At 39.7% G+C, this 15775-nt stretch carries 26 protein-coding genes; 23 read left to right on the top strand and 3 right to left on the bottom strand.

What is annotated here, in order from left to right:
- Positions 1–149: 149 nt before the first annotated feature.
- The 15 genes from ACFINH_RS01965 (at position 150) to ACFINH_RS01895 (ending at position 7284) form a co-directional block, all read left to right on the top strand.
- Positions 150–482: a hypothetical protein gene (locus ACFINH_RS01965; protein WP_375615060.1), complete on the top strand. Its 333-nt coding sequence runs from the start codon at positions 150–152 to the stop codon at positions 480–482.
- 476 nt (positions 483–958) lie between these two features.
- Positions 959–1132: a hypothetical protein gene (locus ACFINH_RS01960; protein WP_375631947.1), complete on the top strand. Its 174-nt coding sequence runs from the start codon at positions 959–961 to the stop codon at positions 1130–1132.
- Between the two features lie 109 nt (positions 1133–1241).
- The gene (locus ACFINH_RS01955) at positions 1242–1502 is read left to right on the top strand and encodes a hypothetical protein (protein WP_375631945.1); all 261 of its coding nucleotides are present in this window, start codon (positions 1242–1244) and stop codon (positions 1500–1502) included.
- A 388-nt stretch (positions 1503–1890) separates the two neighbouring features.
- Entirely contained in the window at positions 1891–2265 is a 375-nt protein-coding gene (locus tag ACFINH_RS01950; RefSeq protein WP_375631943.1) for a hypothetical protein, read from the top strand.
- Between the two features lie 211 nt (positions 2266–2476).
- On the top strand, positions 2477–2833 hold the full coding sequence (locus ACFINH_RS01945) for a hypothetical protein (protein WP_375631941.1): 357 nt from the start codon (positions 2477–2479) through the stop codon (positions 2831–2833).
- 227 nt (positions 2834–3060) lie between these two features.
- The gene (locus tag ACFINH_RS01940) at positions 3061–3423 is read left to right on the top strand and encodes a hypothetical protein (RefSeq protein ID WP_375613849.1); all 363 of its coding nucleotides are present in this window, start codon (positions 3061–3063) and stop codon (positions 3421–3423) included.
- 230 nt (positions 3424–3653) lie between these two features.
- Positions 3654–4019, top strand: coding sequence for a hypothetical protein (locus tag ACFINH_RS01935; RefSeq protein WP_375631939.1), 366 nt, complete (start codon positions 3654–3656; stop codon positions 4017–4019).
- A gap of 13 nt (positions 4020–4032) precedes the next feature.
- On the top strand, positions 4033–4200 hold the full coding sequence (locus ACFINH_RS01930; RefSeq protein WP_375631937.1) for a hypothetical protein: 168 nt from the start codon (positions 4033–4035) through the stop codon (positions 4198–4200).
- A gap of 40 nt (positions 4201–4240) precedes the next feature.
- Positions 4241–5176 carry a DUF6990 domain-containing protein gene (locus ACFINH_RS01925; RefSeq protein ID WP_375631935.1) on the top strand — a complete coding sequence of 312 codons (936 nt, stop codon included), beginning with the start codon at positions 4241–4243 and terminating at the stop codon, positions 5174–5176.
- Positions 5177–5264: 88 nt separating this feature from the next.
- Positions 5265–5627: a hypothetical protein gene (locus ACFINH_RS01920; RefSeq protein ID WP_375631933.1), complete on the top strand. Its 363-nt coding sequence runs from the start codon at positions 5265–5267 to the stop codon at positions 5625–5627.
- A gap of 10 nt (positions 5628–5637) precedes the next feature.
- Complete coding sequence (locus ACFINH_RS01915) at positions 5638–6210, top strand: hypothetical protein (protein ID WP_375631931.1); 573 nt, start codon at positions 5638–5640, stop codon at positions 6208–6210.
- Between the two features lie 15 nt (positions 6211–6225).
- Positions 6226–6402, top strand: coding sequence for a hypothetical protein (locus ACFINH_RS01910; RefSeq protein ID WP_375631929.1), 177 nt, complete (start codon positions 6226–6228; stop codon positions 6400–6402).
- A gap of 239 nt (positions 6403–6641) precedes the next feature.
- Complete coding sequence (locus ACFINH_RS01905; protein ID WP_375631927.1) at positions 6642–6818, top strand: hypothetical protein; 177 nt, start codon at positions 6642–6644, stop codon at positions 6816–6818.
- A 153-nt stretch (positions 6819–6971) separates the two neighbouring features.
- Positions 6972–7118: a hypothetical protein gene (locus ACFINH_RS01900; RefSeq protein ID WP_375631925.1), complete on the top strand. Its 147-nt coding sequence runs from the start codon at positions 6972–6974 to the stop codon at positions 7116–7118.
- Between the two features lie 28 nt (positions 7119–7146).
- Complete coding sequence (locus ACFINH_RS01895) at positions 7147–7284, top strand: hypothetical protein (protein WP_375631923.1); 138 nt, start codon at positions 7147–7149, stop codon at positions 7282–7284.
- Positions 7285–7648: 364 nt separating this feature from the next.
- Here the strand turns inward: ACFINH_RS01895 and ACFINH_RS01890 are convergent, their stop codons facing one another.
- Both ACFINH_RS01890 and ACFINH_RS01885 read right to left on the bottom strand, forming a co-directional pair.
- Complete coding sequence (locus ACFINH_RS01890; protein WP_375631921.1) at positions 7649–8164, bottom strand: short-chain dehydrogenase; 516 nt, start codon at positions 8162–8164, stop codon at positions 7649–7651.
- A gap of 18 nt (positions 8165–8182) precedes the next feature.
- Positions 8183–8746, bottom strand: coding sequence for an NADPH-dependent FMN reductase (locus tag ACFINH_RS01885; RefSeq protein WP_375621749.1), 564 nt, complete (start codon positions 8744–8746; stop codon positions 8183–8185).
- 570 nt (positions 8747–9316) lie between these two features.
- Between ACFINH_RS01885 and ACFINH_RS01880 the strand changes: the two genes are divergently transcribed.
- From ACFINH_RS01880 to ACFINH_RS01850, 7 genes are all read left to right on the top strand, one after another.
- Complete coding sequence (locus ACFINH_RS01880) at positions 9317–9580, top strand: hypothetical protein (protein WP_375631919.1); 264 nt, start codon at positions 9317–9319, stop codon at positions 9578–9580.
- 96 nt (positions 9581–9676) lie between these two features.
- Positions 9677–9904, top strand: coding sequence for a hypothetical protein (locus ACFINH_RS01875; RefSeq protein ID WP_375631917.1), 228 nt, complete (start codon positions 9677–9679; stop codon positions 9902–9904).
- A gap of 146 nt (positions 9905–10050) precedes the next feature.
- Entirely contained in the window at positions 10051–10584 is a 534-nt protein-coding gene (locus ACFINH_RS01870) for a hypothetical protein (protein WP_375631915.1), read from the top strand.
- 289 nt (positions 10585–10873) lie between these two features.
- Positions 10874–11452: a hypothetical protein gene (locus ACFINH_RS01865; protein ID WP_375631913.1), complete on the top strand. Its 579-nt coding sequence runs from the start codon at positions 10874–10876 to the stop codon at positions 11450–11452.
- A gap of 136 nt (positions 11453–11588) precedes the next feature.
- Complete coding sequence (locus ACFINH_RS01860; RefSeq protein ID WP_375613624.1) at positions 11589–11768, top strand: hypothetical protein; 180 nt, start codon at positions 11589–11591, stop codon at positions 11766–11768.
- Positions 11769–12144: 376 nt separating this feature from the next.
- Positions 12145–12516, top strand: coding sequence for a hypothetical protein (locus ACFINH_RS01855; RefSeq protein ID WP_375631911.1), 372 nt, complete (start codon positions 12145–12147; stop codon positions 12514–12516).
- A gap of 17 nt (positions 12517–12533) precedes the next feature.
- Complete coding sequence (locus tag ACFINH_RS01850) at positions 12534–13694, top strand: DUF6990 domain-containing protein (protein ID WP_375631909.1); 1161 nt, start codon at positions 12534–12536, stop codon at positions 13692–13694.
- A 924-nt stretch (positions 13695–14618) separates the two neighbouring features.
- On the opposite strand, the gene ACFINH_RS01845 is transcribed toward ACFINH_RS01850, so the two are convergent.
- A complete protein-coding gene (locus ACFINH_RS01845; RefSeq protein ID WP_375621758.1) occupies positions 14619–14942 on the bottom strand; it encodes a hypothetical protein in 324 nt (107 codons plus the stop codon).
- Positions 14943–15495: 553 nt separating this feature from the next.
- Between ACFINH_RS01845 and ACFINH_RS01840 the strand changes: the two genes are divergently transcribed.
- Positions 15496–15693: a hypothetical protein gene (locus ACFINH_RS01840; protein ID WP_375631907.1), complete on the top strand. Its 198-nt coding sequence runs from the start codon at positions 15496–15498 to the stop codon at positions 15691–15693.
- Positions 15694–15775: the final 82 nt, after the last annotated feature.

The following is a 15775-nucleotide window of genomic DNA, read 5'->3' as shown; positions in this document are numbered from 1 at the left end:
GTTTTAATATGGGCGCCAATCGTTGTCATTTATTACCTGTTTATCAAGCGTGCGCGGCTTTATTGTCGCGTGAAAAAGGAACTGAAATGCGTGCTGAATGAACGCGATATCGCCTTAAAACAGAACTCCCCAAAATAAAAAGCAGCAGAATGTTTGATAAAAAACAGCTTTCTCTTGTTTGGCAAGACTATAAAAAAATATTCTATCTTTCTACGGTCATGGCGACTGCTCCAATAGTTATAACTGTTGTCGTTAAGATATGGAGAGGGCAGGACTTTGTTTCTCTTGTCGTATTCGAGCCACTAGCATGGATGCTTGCCTGTACTTTTTTATTCTTACCGATTGTTTTTATTATGCGCTTTATCGTGACCCGTCAGTTGAACAAAATGATACGGCAATTAGAAGAAGAGGTTGAGCAGAAAGGAGCTCCCGTCATATTATACGATGTGAGTGAGGGGAAAGTGAGCGAGGGGAAAAAGTGAAGAGAGGCTTTTGTTGAGCCTTGCTTTTGACTTGTTCATTAAGGTGCATGGGTGTACTTCTCGTTTTATGCTTTTTTATATTTGTGTCGTGTTTTTTAAAGAATTGAGGCTCTTGCTTGAGTTGAGGCTTTTGTTTGAGTGGGGCTTTTGCTTGAGTAGGATCCTTGCTTGAGTGCTGAGGGGAAAGTGAAGAGGGGCTGCTCTTGGACTTTACTTGCTGTTTCTGTTCTCTTAAAGAGAGAAAATCTTGTAACTTATTTTCTTTTTATCAAGCATAAAAATGTGTCTTACCAAGCGATATTGAGAGCGAAAAATCTATACTTAAAGCAAAAGATATTCTGGTGTTTGGGGAAAAAAAGCCCATTTTCTTGCAGGTGGAGAGGTAAGACGCATAGAGAAGACGCGCCAAAAGCACACGGTTTACTCCATAGAAAGTGTAACAGTGCTTTTAAAGAGCCTGGGGTAGAGGGGGGAAATTGAAAGAAAAGAGGGACATCTATTTATTTACGAGACCGCTAAGGACAGTTTCTCTCTCTCTGGATGAAAAAGGTTTTGTGCAATTTGATTATGGAATTGTGAGAGGTGCTGGTATTCATGCGGCGGCTTGCCAAATGATTAATCCTTATCATTTTAGGGCTTTGCCAGATTGACAACGAGGCATTGAGGCAAAGGGGTGGATTTTAAGGCAAAGGGATTGGAAATTTTTTGAGGAAGAGGTAAGCGTAAGGCATTTATGCTGTGTACTTGAGGAAGTTTTTGATGAGGGCGATGACTGAGGTTGATCTAGGACTGAGGTTTATCTTGGCCGCGTGTTTGGGCTTTCAATATGGGGGCACCACCTTGGGAAAAGGAAATTGTTCTATCTCTCAAGAGGCTTATTCTTTGCTTGCCACCCTTGGAGCTTTGGTATTGAGGGCTGATGTTAACATTTGGCAGCTTTCTCATAAAAGCTTTATGGAAGATGAAAGTTTGGGCTTTGAAAAAAATATCGAAAAAATCTATTTGGGCCGGTTTTGCTAGATGATTCAAATCGTCATAAAGACAAAGCAACCTCGTTACGATTTGCTTGCACTCGTTTGCTTCTTCTTTGGAAAGTAGCTTATCTTCCTGAAAATAAAAAGAGCACTTAGAATTTTAGAGTCAGAGACCCAAATTTGTGCAATAGAAGAAGATATTTTTATGAAAATTTGATCGAGGAGAAAAGAGAAGCCTTAAGATAATAGGGGGTACACTGTGGGGAATAAAAACATGATGTTTGAAGGTGATGAAAAAAAAGCACCCCTGATATTGTCTTTATAAAAGATGAGGGATACAAACGCTTGATATTGATGAACCCTCATCCATTGTGAGGACGAAAGCTTCGGTTCATGAAAATGGCTTGAAAATTGAAACAAATGAGGGATAAAAAATGAGGGGCAATGGAAAAAAATCACCATTGGATGAAGAACCACGGTCTTTTTCGCTGGAAGAAGCGTTTTTGACAAGCAAAAATTATAAAGTTATCTTTTGTATTGCTTTCATTGTGTCAGCTTTTACAATGGCATTCTTTATGTTTTTTAAGTGGGATTTGACAGGGTGGTGGAATTATATCCTGTTCATTTTAACATTAATATTGGTTTTTATATCAGCGCTTCTTTTTGTACTCATTCCTGTTGCCTTTGTGGTTCGTATCATCTTTACGCGTTTGTTGAAAAAAAAGATCGATAAGTTGGATCAAGAAATCTGGCAGCGAAGAAAAACCGCTTCTCAACAAAACAGCGTGTTAAGGGAGGGCAGAAAATGAATACTGGTCTTTATATATTCTCATGCGTTGTAGGAGAGACCTTCTATTCGTGCGATGTTTGAAGGTGATGAAAAAAATGCACCCTTGATATTGTCTTTATAAAAGATGAGGGATACAAACGCTTGATATTGATGAACTCTCATTCATTGTGAGGACGAAAGCTTCGGTTCATGAAAATGGCTTAAAAATTGAAACAAATGAGGGATAAAAAATGAGGGGCAATGGAAAAAATGCATCATTGGATGAAGAGTTACGGTCTTTTTCGCTGGAAGAAGCGTTTTTGACAAGCAAAAATTATAAAGTCATCTTTTGCATTGCTTTCATTGTGTCAGCTTTTATAATGGCATTCTTTATGTTTTTTAAGTGGGATTTGACAGGGTGGTGGAATTATATCCTGTTCATTTTAACATTAATATTGGTTTTTATATCAGCGCTTCTTTTTGTACTCATTCCTGTTGCCTTTGTGGTCCGTATCATCTTTACGCGTTTGTTGAAAAAAAAGATCGATAAGTTGGATCAAGAAATCTGGCAGCGAAGAAAAACGGCTTACCAACAAAACAGCGTGTGAAGGGAGGGCAGAAAATGAATACTGGTCTTTATATATTCTCATGCGTTGTAGGAGAGACCTTCTCTTCGTGCGATGTTTGAAGGTGATGAAAAAATGCACCCTTGATATTGTCTTTATAAAAGATGAGGGATACAAGCGTTTGATATTGATGAACTCTCATTCATTGTGAGGACGAAAGCTTCGGTTCATGAAAATGGCTTAGAAATTGAAACAAATGAGGGATAAAAATGAGGGGCAATGGAAAAAATTCACTATTGGATAAAGAACCACGGTCTTTTTCGCTGGAAGAAGCGTTTTTGACAAGCAAAAATTATAAAGTCATTTTTTTCATTGCTTTCATTGTGGCAGCTTTAAGAACGGCTCTCTTCATACCAATGTGGCTTGAGTGGAAGTTGGCGGGGTGGGAAGGGGATGTCATAACAGTTCTCTTTTGCATCGTGCAGGTTATATTAGATTTAATTTTTGTACTCATTCCTGTTGCCTTTGTGGTCCGTATCATCTTTACGCGTTTGTTGAAAAAAAAGATCGATATGTTGGATCAAGAAATCTGGCAGCGAAGAAAAACCGCTTCTCAACAAAACAGCGCGTGAAGGGCGGGCAGAAAATGAATACTGGTCTTTATATATTCTCATGCGTTGTAGGAGAGACCTTCTATTCGTGCGATGTTTGAAGGTGATGGAAAAAAATGCACCCTTGATATTGTCTTTATAAAAGATGAAGGATACAAGCGCTTGATATTGATGAACTCTCATTCATTGTGAGGACGAAAGCTTCGGTTCATGAAAATGGCTTGAAAATTGAAACAAATGAGGGATAAAAAATGAGGGGCAATGGAAAAAAATCACCATTGGATAAAGAACCACGGTCTTTTGCGCTTGAAGAAGCGTTTCTGACACGCAAAAATTATAAAGTCATTTTTTGTATTGCTTTCATTGTGGTAGCTTTAAGAATGGCTCTTCGCTTCGTACCCATGTTGCTTGGGGGGAAGTTGGCGGAGTGGGAAGGGGATGTCGTGGCAGCTCTCTCGTTAATTATGGAGCTTATATCATGGTTTATTTTTTTGTTCATCCCTGTTGCCTTTGTGGTTCGTATCATTTTCACGGTTCTGTTGAAAGAAAAGATCGATATGTTGGAGCAAGCAATCTGGAAGCGGAGAAAAACCGCTTCTCAACAAAACAGCGCATGAAGGGGCGGGGAAAATGATAGATATTAAAATGATGGATATTGTTGTTGTACTCTCGTGGGGTGTGGGCTTGACGCTTTTCACGCTGCTTTCTGCTGTGGTCATGATGTTTATTTGGGCATTGTATTACTCTACTTTCAAGCGGGTGAGACTGTATTGCCAAGTGACAAAAGAATTAGCTTGAACAACCTGTCGCTTTTGAGCCGTCTAGTGGAGCAACGCCGATGATTAAGCCGTTATCTGAGGAAAAAGAGTTTTCTCTTTCTGATGAAGAAATCTTAACGATGGAAAGTGCAACGGCGCTTTTAAAGAGTTTGGGGTGGAAGGTGGAAATTGAGGGAAAAGGAGATCATTTGGCCACCTATTATTTACCAGATCGTGAAGTGCAGTTTCTTTATAATGCTGAGAAGGGGTATCCGCGATTTGATTGTGCAATTGCAGTGGTTTCTGGTATCCATGCGGCGGCTTGCCAAACAATAGACCCTTATAATTCTGGAGGTTTGATTGCTCTTGAATTGAGTTTTGATGTGAAGGGGTTGGAAATTTTTGAAGAAAAGGTAAGCGTTGGATGTTTACGTCGTGTACTCGAGAAAGCTTTAGATGAGGCAATGACTGAGGTTGATCTTGGCAAGATGCTTCACTCTCAATATAGAATCCTGCCTTGGGAAAACAAAACTGTGGTCCCTCGGTTGGCTTCTTATTCCCTGCGTTATCTTGCTGCTCTGGCTTTGATGGGCGATGTTGAAACTTTACACTCTTATCACAAAAGCTTTATGGAAGGTGAGAAGCTGGGCTTTGAGGCAAGCATCGAAGAGGAGCATCTGGAACGCGCAATGGTGATTGCTCAAGCGGTAGAAAAGACAAAGCAACCCAGTTACGATTTGCTTCAACAGGCGGCAAAGAATTTTTCCATGGAGGTGGAAAGCTATGAATGTTTTAGAGCTACAGATCCCAATTTGTGCAATAGAAGAAGAGATTCTTATGAAAATTTGATCGAGGAAAAAAGACAAGAATTAAGGCAACAGGGATATTTTGTTTACGAAAAGGACGCAATTTGTGAGGTTGATGGAAAAAACTATCGTCCTCATATTCTTTACATAAAGGATGGGGAGTTAGAATATATGGATGTAGAAATTAGGATTGATGAAAAAATTTATTGAGAAAAATAAAGAGTTTAGATAATTTAAAAAGAGCTTAAACCTAAAAATAGAGCGTAAAAAGCGCGAAGCGTAAAAGCAGAGGGGAACAATGCAGGAGAAAAAAGCAACATTTGAAGAGTCTTTCTTTTCATTTAGAAAATTTATGGTGTCTTTAGTGGAAAGGCGTAAAGGGGTGGGACGGTGTAAAATAATAGGGCACCGCTTTTTTATCATGTTTTGTACATGCCTTATCATGATGGCTTTAGAAGTTCCTGCGGGTGCAAAGTCTCTGGTACAGCCGTTGCAATGGACAAGATGGGAAGGAATTGGTTCTCTTATTTTTCTCTTACCAGTGTTGATATGGTTTTGTCTTCTCACACCCCTTCCTATTTTGTGGGGCATTTGTCGTTTTAAAGAGCGCAGATTGAAAAAACTAAAAGAAAAAACAAAGCAGCAAGAGATTAATCAATGAGGTTATACGCATGAGGAGTGAGGGCGCGGTTTTTATTTTGTTTCTGCCGATTGGATATTTTTTTCTAAATGCAGTTACAGTTTTTGCCATTTTTGTGAATATGATTATTGTGGCGCCTTATTATTCTTTAATAAAGCGTTTGAGGCTCTATTACAGAGTGAAAAAACAAAGACGTTTGATGAAAGAACATCCACAGCGTTTTTGTTTCTTTGAAAAAAGCGGAAAAGAAAAAGAGAGAGTGCCGCAAAACTTAGCACTAGAAACACAGATAAGTTTCTATTCGTTAAAAAAATGGCTCGCTTTTTCACGCAAAGATTATATCCTCCACGCATGCCTCTCTTTCATCATTATGTTTTTCAAAGCTTATGTCTATGTGATTTTCTTTAAAGGGATAGATGAGATAGATGAGAGCAGATTTGAATATTTTGTCATTCTCTTGCTCTTCTGGTTTTTTTTATCGGTATGTATTTTTGCAACGATCCCTGTTGTTGTGATTCTTCGTGAAATTTTAACTCATCGATTGAAAAAGAAGATTCAGCAATTGGAAGAAGTGACTGAAGCAACCCAATCAATCAATTTATAAAAGGAAGGGGATAAAATGCATTACGAAATGGCGGCAGCTTGGACGGTGATTTTGATCATTCTGCTGGGGGGTGTTTTTAATTTTTTCTTAACAATACCCATTGTGGCACTGTATATTTCTTTTATCAAGCGTTTGATCTCGTATTACAAGGTTACCAAACAATTAAACGCAGCGCTGAAAAAGCGCATGTAGTGCTCGTGTCATGGGGGGAGGCATAAGTTTTAGATCATGCCATTGCTTCACGGCTTGGGAGGAGGGCATCGATTGTTTTTCTCATTTTACGCTGATCTCTGGGGGAAAAGGGCTGTTGGCAATGAATAGGCTGGTGATAGGTTTGTAATAGGCTGGTGATAGGCTTTAATGGGGCGGTTTATCGGCAGTTTGCTTGTTTTCTGTGAATTTGCAAAATTGTAAAAACGTGAAACTGTAAAATGGTGTGTGATTGGTCAAGGGCCGTGACGGTTGTGGGGCGGTTGGGGAGAAGAGGTGTCAATGGAGGCATAAAGGTTGGATTGTGCAATGCGTCAAAATTGGAATGGGGTAATGGAGGAATGGAGGGCGTTGGGGGAAAAGGGCTGATGGCAATAATAGGCTTGTATAGGCTTTAATGGGGCGGTTTATCGGAAGTTTGCTTGTTTTCTGTAAATTTTCAAAATCGTAAAAACGTGAAACTGTAAAAGGGCGTGTGATTGGTCAAGAGCCGTGAGGGTTGTGGGGCGGTTGGGGAGAAAAGGTGCTAATGGAGGCGTAAAGGTTGGATTGTGCAATGCGTCAAAATTGGAATGTGGGAAGTGGGAATGGAGGGCGTTGGGGGAAAAGGGTTGATGGCAATGAATAGGCTTGTGATAGGCTTTAATGGGGCGGTTTATCGGCAGTTTGTTGTTTTCTGTGAATTTGCAAAATCGTAAAAACGTGTAACTGTAATAGGGGGTGTGGTTGGTCAAGAGCCGTGATGGTTGTGGGGAGGATATAGGGAGAAAAGGTGTCAATGGAGGCGTAAAGGTTGGATTGTGCAATGCGTCAAAATTGGAATGTGGGAAGTGGGAATGGAGGGCGTTGGGGGAAAAGGGTTGATGGCAATGAATAGGCTGATGATAGGTTTGTAATAGGCTTGTATAGGCTTTAATGGGGCGGTTTATCGGAAGTTTTGTTGTTTTCTGTGAATTTGCAAAATCGTAAAAACGTGGAACTGTAAAAAGGTGTGTGGTTGGTCAAGAGCCGTGATGGTTGTGAGAGGGGGATAAGCCCGTGTGAGAAGGGTTAGAAAAACGTTTGGTTTTGAAGCTGTTGATATAGGCATGCTGTTTAGAGGCGTAAGGGAGGGGGATTGTTCGTTCTCAAAGCCTATGATGTAAGAGAGTATGGGCTATTCAAGAGGGTGTTCGGGTATGGATAGAGATTGAAGGGGCTCGGCTTCTTTGCAAAGCAGAGGTCTTGATCATAAGTTTTGTTTATTCATATGGTTTTTTATGGCATTCAGTACCTGTTGGCTTATCTCCTTATGGGTCAGCCATCGTAAACCTTTGGGCGTTGTTTTTTGTCCTAATTGAATGGGGATAAAATCAACCTTGTTTTTGCGCGCGCACTCGAGGATCATTTGATCATGCGTGTTGGAACCAAAAATATGAAGAATACATGGCGGTTTAGGCAAAAGAGCCAACTGCTCAATTAATGCGCAAGAAAATGCATAGGCGGGCGAATGAATCCATAATATGCAATATTTTAGATCATGCCATTGCTTCACAGCTTCTAAAAATTGCGCCTTTGATGCCGCACAATCATAATCCAACGACACGCACAACTGTTTGTTGTGCAATGCCTCAAGCTGGACTTTATGGGAAAGAAAGCGTGCAGCAATAATCACTTCTTGCGGCTCTAGTGATTGATACAAAGGGGTAAGCATCCCTGTGCCCCCTACCACTAAATAACGATAGTGCGCATCCTTTTTTTTCATGCCCCCTCCCTTATTACTTTAAATCCCACCTCTTTGCTTTAAAAATGTGTACATTTCATCAGCAAGTCTTTCACAACGTGTTTGTACCTCTTCACTTATAACTTTCCAAGTACGACCTTCATCATCTGAGGAAAAATCTTCGTTGGAAGAGGCGATTTGACATTGGAGTGTATAACCATAAAGCGTGTGCACCACCGGCACTAAATGTTCACAAGGTTGTGCGCATTTTTTGGCAGTACTCCCATGAGAGATAAGTCCAACAGGTTTATTTAAAAAGGCATTATAGCTCAAATTATCAAGAGCATTTTTTAAAACACCCGAATAAGATCCTTGATAAACAGGGCTTGCTAGAATAACGCCATCAGCCGCTGCAATGGTTTTTACAAACTCACGGACCGCAGCACTTGGATTAGCCTCTACCTGCTGATGATAATCGGGATCTGTCATCGGCAAGGGCTGTTCACGCAAATCAACCCAATGAAGTGATGCACCCCGCTTTATGAGGCAATCCGCTAAATAATTGGCTAAAGTTCTTGTTAAGGAAGGTTGACGCACAGACCCCAAAATAATTGCTATATTCAACAGGATTCTCCTTTATCTTTTCCCCACAAGCCTATAACGCAAGGCTTATAAAGAATTGTGAGTAAAATGGCGCGTATCATTATGCTGTCCATAAAGAGCAATTGTGATGATATCGCATCATCATAGAATCAGTCCATGCTAACAAGATTGTTGACAAAACAACACCTCAAACTTGCAAGGGAATGTTAGTGCTTTCATTAATATTAAAATGCTTGATCTCAAAAGTAGCGGCTGTTTCTCTGTCTTAGAAGCGCTTTGATGAATATATTCTGAGCTATTGGCTTGCAAGATCCCCAATGAAAAAAGGAATATATCGTCATATTTTGAATGATCATTGATCCTTTTTAATTGGAATAAGAAAGTTGTAAGATTTTCTCATTTCAAATGCTCTTATTGCGCGATCATTTGCGCATCAATGGAAGTTGCTTTTTTCATGTCTTAAGTGGGCGGAAAATAATTGAGAAAAGAATAAAAATGCTTCTGTCTTTTCAAGGGATAAGGGCTATCGTAAGAAGCTAGATAGGGCTGTTTTTGGGGCAGGAGTGGGGTTGTTGTAGGAGCCTTAGGGTAATGGGGGGCCGTGTTGAGGAATGGAGTTATGGCGTGCCCCGTATTACAAGGGAGGGTAAGGCTATTGTAGAGGCCGCAGGGGGCGTATATGAATGGTGCCGGATTACATTTTTTATTGAAACAATAGGGGTGATAAAGTTTATAGTAAGGGGATATATTCATGGGGGCGCTATTGTTATCCCCTTCATGGGGGATGTTCATGAAATGGGGGTGATGCGCGTTGGTTTGCAAGTGTTGAGAGATTTCTTTAAAACAAGCACGTGAATTGGCAAAACTATTGGCAACATAAATATGCAATACGAGTGTTCTCTGGGGGTGTTCTGTTTGACGACAATGGATGCAATGGTGCTTTGAGAGATTATGCGTATTACAAGGGAGGGTAAGGCTATTATAGAGGCTGCAGGGGGCGTATATGAATGGTGCTGGATTACATTTTTTATTGAAATAATGGTGGTGATAGAGTTTATAGTAAGGGGATATATTCATGGGAGCGCTATTGTTATCCCTTTCATGGGGGATGTTCATGAAATGGGGGTGATGCGCGTTGGTTTGGAAGTGTTGAGAGATTTCTTTAAAACAAGCACGTGAATTGGCAAAAGTATTGGCAACATAAATAGGCGATACGAGTGTTCTTTGGGTATTCTGTTTGACGACAATGGATGCAATTGTGCTTGAGAGATTATGCGTGTCCTTATAAAGTTAGGGACAAACAGTTGCATAAAAGGGAAGAGCAAATGAAGGGGGAAAATTCCACATTTTATAACAAACGGTGCTCTCTTTTTTTTGGAAAATCATTTCGTTCTTATAAAGATCATATGATTATTTGTCTTATTTCTATCCTTGTTGGGATAGGTTATAAAGCTCTTTTGATCCCATTAGAAGCCAAGTGGTCGTTGAGTGTATCGCAGGATAGCACTCTTTTAGCGCTTTTTGTGCTACGTGAAGTCATCATGGTTGTTGTTGTTGCCTTGATGCCTGTTTTATTGGTGCTTTATCTCATCTTAACGTATTTGTTGAAAAAAAGGATTCAGAATTTAGAAGAGGCTATCCAGCAACGGGGTCACACAATCGATCAACAAAATAATCCAGTAAAAAAGGATAGAGAAAAAATAAGCTGTTTTTTTATCGTATACTTTTGGTTGATATTTCTGCTAAACGTCTTTTTTCCTGCGGGTGTTGTCATGCTCATTTTAGAATTTTATTATTTTGTTTTCAAGCAGGTGAGAAAGTATCGTAGAATGAGACGGCTACTAAAACGCGTAAGATAAAGAGAGTGACAAGGCGCTTGTGTAGCTATCGTGAGGGGTAAGAGGCAATGTTTAGAAGCTCTCGTGACACAAGAAGAGGGGATGGTTGGAAAATTATCAGGCAAAGAGGAGAGCCTATTTTCGTTTGTAATGAGGAGGATGCTCTTAATCATTGAGAAGAGTAACCACGCTTTTAGAAAATTGGGGGGGGTTGAAAACAAGGGAAGCGCCATGCATCGCACTTTTCGTGGTTCTTAAAAGAGCGGGCATGAGATAAAAAAATGCGTTTTTCATAAAAAAAGGAAGAGCAATGAAGGGGAAAAATTCAGCATTTTATTCAGCATTTTATAATGAACTACGCTATTTTTCTGGGAAAGATTATTTTTCTGTGCGAGAGTGTGTTGTCATTTGGTTCCTCTCGCTCATTATTGAGTTGTGCAACAGGATTTTCTTTCTCTCATCTTTGGGTAGCCAAGAGAACTTGACAGGGTGGCAGGATACACCTCTTTTTCTCTCTCTGTATGCGTTTTGGCAAGTTATTACAGTGTGTGTTTGGGTCTTGTTTCCAGTTCTGTACATACTCTTCATAACATTGTGGCTTTTGTTGAGAAAAAATACTCAAAAATTGAAAGAAATAAACCTGCAACGGGGTAAAATAACCGATCAAAAGGATTGGTATAAAAAAGGCGATAGAGAAAAATGGAGTGATATTCTTGTTACAATATTCGGTCTCGTGCTTCTGTTCGTGACACTGTGGGTTGCTTGTATTCCTATGATGATTTTACAACTTTATTATGGTGTCTTTAAGCAGGTGAGAACGTATCGCTGTTTAAGAAAAGAACTGAAAAACGTCTTGCAAGAACAGGATACAGCGCTTGAGAAGTCATGAGAGGGAAAAAATAATGAAGAAATTATGAGAGATTCAGCCTTTATAGGGATTGCTCTCTATACCATTTTGCCTCTGATATGTTTTGGTGTTTTTTTATGGGTTGTCCGTAAACATTGCTTTAAAGGAGCAGTGTTGGGTGGCATTGAGTGGAAGAAAAGCCGATTATGGATCAGTGTTGATTAAAGGGAATAAGAGCCCGTGGGGTTTAGAGCCTAGAGTGAGCGCTTGGGACTTACTTTATCGTTTGAGGCGTGAGGAAGGAACGGTTTTGCTCGTAGGGGCGCGCGGTATATGGGTTGTTTTCGTATTTTTATGAGCCTTGTTCATTCAAGCTTTGAAATGAATCCTATTGAAGTGGGGATGCAGGGTCATTTTCTTGAAAATAGGAGAATTTTTAGGAAGAAAAAGCTGAATTGTGACTATTGTTTATAGATTGGCGTGGTTTGAAAATCTTCACTATTTGAGATGTGAGGAAGGTAAGAGGGTGGCAAGGTAGCAGGAATATTATAATTTTTATTATGACGTAAGCCATAACGGCCTGTGTACTTTTCTTGATTTCGGTGATATTTGGGTTTTGCATCATCATAATGCGAAAATTGGAAAAAAAGATCCAGAAACGAGAAGAAGCAATCTCGGTGTGATAGCAAATAAGCTCTCTGTCACACGGGGTCTTTTCAAAGAGAGGGGAATACATGAAGGAGCAAAATTGGGCATCAGAGCAAGAAACGCATAAAGGAGCGCATTCTTTTTCGCTCCAGCAAGTGTTGCTCTCAGCAAAGGATTATAAAATTATCTTTGCTATTGCGGTTCTCATTGTCATCTGGAGAATGGTTCTAGAAATACCAGGTGTATTAAATTGGCAGCTGACAGGGTGGCAATATGTTGTGCATGCCGTTCTCTTTAAAACGACGATCGCCATAACGGTCTGTGTCATTATTTTTATTCCGGTTATGTTACGGCTTCGCACCAAAGTGACGGGTGAGTTGCGAAAAAATATTCAGAAACTAGAAGAAGCAATCTCTGTGCGAGAGCACATAAGCTCTCTGTCGCACGGGCTTTTTTAAAGACTGAGAGGGGAAAAATGAACAGTGATCCTATAGCCGTATTTCTATTAGATCCCCTGTTTTGGGTGATGATTGTTATTTGCATGATCATTATCATGCTTGTTTTAGCTCTTTATACCTCTGTCTTCAAACGGATGAAAATGAATTTCCAAGTGAAAGGCGAGCTGGAAAGAGTGCTTAAAGAAAATGATCTTGCAACGCAGCAGTTTTGGAAAGATGAAGCCGTGGTGCAGGAGAGGCGTTTGCAACTAAAGGAAAAAGAGTTCTCTGCCGATTATGATGATGATGAAATTCTCACGATAGAAAGTGCAACAGGGCTTTTAAAAAGCTTGGGATGGTCGGTGGAAATCGAGGGAAAGGGAGATTATTTGGCAACCCTCTTTTTACCAGATCGTGAAGTGCAGTTTCTTTATAACGAGCAACGAGTGGAAGAGTTTTCGCCTTTTGATCGCGGACTTTTAATTATGAGCGGTATTTTTGCGGCGGCTTGTCAGACGATTAATCCTCATAATTCTGGGGTTGTGCCAACGGTATTTATGAATTTTGTACCCAATGGATTGGAAATTTTTGAAGAAAAAGTGAGCGTCCAGCTTTTAAAGAAAGCACTCGATAAAACTTTAAAATGGACAATGGAAGATGATTCTTTGCATGAAATGTTTCGCTCTCAATATGGTATTCCCCCTTGGGAAAAAGACTCTTTATCTTGGGCAACGGATGATGACATAGAGCTCGCACCTTATGCTTTGCTGCATCTTGCTGCTCTTGCCTTGCTGGGCGATGTTGAGACTTTAGCTTCTTATGACGAAAGTTTTACGTCAGGGGAGAAGCTTGGCTTTGATGAAACCATTGAAAAAGTCCATTTGGAACGCGCTTTAGCGATAGCTCAAGAAGTGAAAAGGGAAGGAAAGTTCAGTTACGATCTGCTGGAACGGGTTGCTGAGAAGTGGTCTATAGCCATGGACTATCAGCTTTTCAGAGTGAGATCCCCTAATACGTGTAATCAAAAACGCGCTTTTCATAAAAAATTAGTCGAGGAGAAAAAACAAGAATTAAGGGAACAAGGATTTGATGTGAGTGATGAACAGTTCGTGTTTGAAGCAGAGGGGGTAAAACATGCTCCTGATATTACTTATATTAAAGATGGTGAACCTGCATTTATGGATATAAAAATTGATTAGTGTTGTACTCTCCTGTTGAAGGAAAGCACTCTTATTTAAAAGATGTGAAAGCGCCATGATTGAGACGCTTTCACACCTTTCTTACCAGAGCCAAATAAAGGGTTCGAAAAATCAAGAATAATAGCCAAGATTTTAAAAAATAGACTGAAAATGGCTTTATTCTCAAGAATAGAGGAGAAAAATCAATTATAAATTCTACTCTCTTCTTAAAGGCGGTCTCTTTTTTGTTAGAAAATGCTCATAAATTATCGCTTATTCAAGCGGTATGAGGGAAAGGTCCATTGACTAAAGCGCTATGGGGGGAGCTCCATTGACTAAAGGCGCTATGGGGAAGCTCTATTGACTAAAGTGCTATGGGAGGGAAGCTAGGGGGTAGAGCCTTTGTCATTTGAGGTGAGAGGAAGGCAAAAAATGGCATTTTTGAGCAGTGTTAAGCTCTTTTGCCTTTGAGGTATTTTTTGTCTTTTTAAGAAGTCCTTGCCAATGAAGCAGCGCTTGTTAAGCTTCAACAGTGTTTCAGTATGGTGATATTGATATAAAAAGTTATGGTGTTTTTGTGTTTTTCAGTCTGCTTCATGGAGATCTGTAAACCAATCCGATGACAGAGGAGATGCATGGTCATTTTCTTGAAAACAGAAGAATTTTTGGGAAGAACAAGAAGATTGCGGACCCTTATTAACGAAAGCGCTATGGGAGCGAAGCTAGGGAGTTAGAGCCTTTGTCATTTGAGATGTGAGACAAGTAAAAATGGCATTTTTGAAGGCGATGATATTTGGCCAATAAAAATAAAAACACAATAAAAACTAAACTAAAACAAAGGAAAAATTAAACTAAAAAAGGCCCCATTTTATAAAGGGCCTTTTTATTTAAATTTTACAATATATACAAAATGTATATAACCTTACTTTAAGAACTTTTTGTATCTTATATTCTAGTAGCAACAAGTTGTACGAAATATATAATAAGTGATCCTAAAAAACCAGCTATTGCATTCAATAAATTTTCTGCTTTATCGTATATATCGTCGATTGATGCTTGTTCTGATGCGCTTCTATTACTGACTCTCAGTATATTCAATGTATCCGATGTGTCCCTTACTTGTTTAACAAAATGTAAATTTGTTTTCTCAATAGTATAAGGAGCAACAATAGGAGAGGGTTGTTTATTGACTATACGATCAGATTTTTGAATCGCGAGAGCTAAACCACTTGTAATAGCCCCAGCTATGAAAAAATATCTGATATTCATAGTTTTTCTCCTATATTTATTTCGATAAATAAATATCGATACGTATCATATATAAATTCGATTTAAATAACTATAGTAAAAATACAACAATCACAAAAAAGAATAAACTTTGTCTATATTTTGACAAAATTTACTCTTAATTGCCTTAATGAATTCTTTTAGATTCGATTTTATGAAGGCGTAAAAAAGTTTGAAAGCTCTGTAGGCAAGTGGAATCCCATAAGGTGGGTGATACAATAGTTGCTAGCAAACTTCTTTTTGTGCCTTTGACCAAGGATTCATAAAAATGAGGGTTCATAAAAATGAGATGCGATGAAAATTGAGTAAAACCCTTGAAGGGAAGGATTCACTCTATTGAAGGCGGAGTGCATCTTTTCCATGGATTGGATACTGCTTTATTGAGGGTTTGGCGGTATCTGTTGAGGGGAAGGATGCACTCTTTTGAGGGCTAGAGTGCATCCTCTTATAGATTGGATACTGCCTTTATGAGGGTTCGGCGGTATCTGTTGAGGGGAAGGATGCACTCTTTTTGAGGGTTAGGGTGCATCCTCTCATGGATTGGATACTGCCTTATGAGGGTTTGGCAGTTTCCGTTGAGGGGAAGGATGCACTCTTTTTGAGGGCTAGGGTGCATCCTCTTATGGATTGGATACTGCCTTATGAGGGTTTGGCAGTTTCCGTTGAGGGGAAGGATGCACTCTTTTTTAAGGCGCGGAGTGCATCCTCTTATGGATTGGATACTGCCTTATGAGGGTTTGGCGGTATCTGTTGAGGGGAAGGATGCACTCTTTTGAGGGCTAGAGTGCATCCTCTTATAGATTGGATACTGCCTT

The sequence above is a fragment of the Bartonella sp. AA74HLJMH genome (assembly GCF_042197045.1).
Classification (GTDB): Bacteria; Pseudomonadota; Alphaproteobacteria; order Rhizobiales; family Rhizobiaceae; genus Bartonella.
The sequence above is the reverse complement of the archived record's forward strand: the minus strand, read 5'-3'. Positions and strand labels throughout refer to the sequence as shown.